Below are 1,181 nucleotides of genomic sequence, written 5' to 3'. Positions count from 1 at the left end.
CGATGTTGGCGAACATAAGCAGCACGAAGAACGTGAACCACACGTAAGCGAGCTTTATGAGAAACGATACGGCGTAGCCCCAATTCGGTCCTGCGAGCGGTATGAGGGCCAACGCGACCACCGAGAGGGGAAACCCGACTTTCGCTAAGAAGCGCACGTCGATACGGTCTTGGCGCGAGAGCGCCATGACGATGATAGCCGCACCGGCGAGGCCCGTCGCGGCAACGCGATGGATGGCTCCGAGGCCATCGGGGTTGGGGAGCAGCGATCCTCCCAAGCCTGAAACGAGTCCTGCAATGGCCATCATGCCCAGAAGCTTCCAGGGCAAGGGGTAGCGCGTTCCCGTGGTTTGCGGCCTCTCGCGCGGCAACAGGCGAAAGCTCAGAAGCGCGCAGCTGAGTGAGAGCAGCGGTAGCAGGGAGGTGGCGGCCACGGCGTAAGGTGCCTGTATGGTAGAAATGAGGAACGCGGCTGCGGCCGCTACGATGCAGGAGGCACCGCCGTACATGACGGTCTGTGTCATGCCCATCTGGCTGTACGCCTCGGCCCAGAGACAGAACAGTACAGCCCCACCTACAGCGGTGGGTATGGCGACGGCGAACACGAGGGGGATCGATGCCCCTCCCGGTATGAGGAACAATCCGATCGCGATCGTCCCGAGCGAGGTGATCGCAGTGCAGGTGATGTTGAAACCTTTTAGGCGACTGAGCCGCCCGATGCGCGTCGAGCAGATCGCCAGAATGACGAACGTGCCGATGTCGCCGAAGCGCATGCCCGTGTCGAAGGCTTCACGCGCGGCGGGGTCGAATCCTGGGCCAGGAAAGATGGAGACGACATGGGTGCAGCAGAGCCAGGCGATGAGCAGGCCCATGCCCAAAAACCGCAACGGGAACAGTAAGGATGCGAGCGGCTCGTCGTCGCCCGCTTTGTCGTCGGGTGCCAGCGCACGCACCACATCGCTCGATTTCACGTTTTCCACCTCCTGTTCGGTTTGGATATTGTAGCAGGTTGGCACCGTGAGTTCGGTACGCCAACCTCATGCGCTCGACGCAAAGACGCGGCGGGCTATTGCTAGTAGATAGGATTGATTCCCGCCTTATGTGCCCGTCATAAAGAGAGCCGCAAGAATTTTTCGCCGGATGTTTGTGGGTGTTAGCTGGCGCTTTCACTTGCCCGCGTGT

1 protein-coding gene is annotated in these 1,181 nt (G+C 60.8%); it reads right to left on the bottom strand.

The window, feature by feature from the left end:
* Nucleotides 1–970 (bottom strand): LuxR family transcriptional regulator (locus RR842_RS14755; protein ID WP_332730324.1); only part of this gene is annotated, 970 nt, incomplete at its 3' end.
* Nucleotides 971–1,181 lie beyond the last annotated feature (211 nt).

Origin of the sequence: Gordonibacter sp. (assembly GCF_036667095.1) — a bacterium.
Classification (GTDB): Bacteria; Actinomycetota; Coriobacteriia; order Coriobacteriales; family Eggerthellaceae; genus Gordonibacter.
This window is presented reverse-complemented; position numbering and strand designations above follow the sequence as displayed.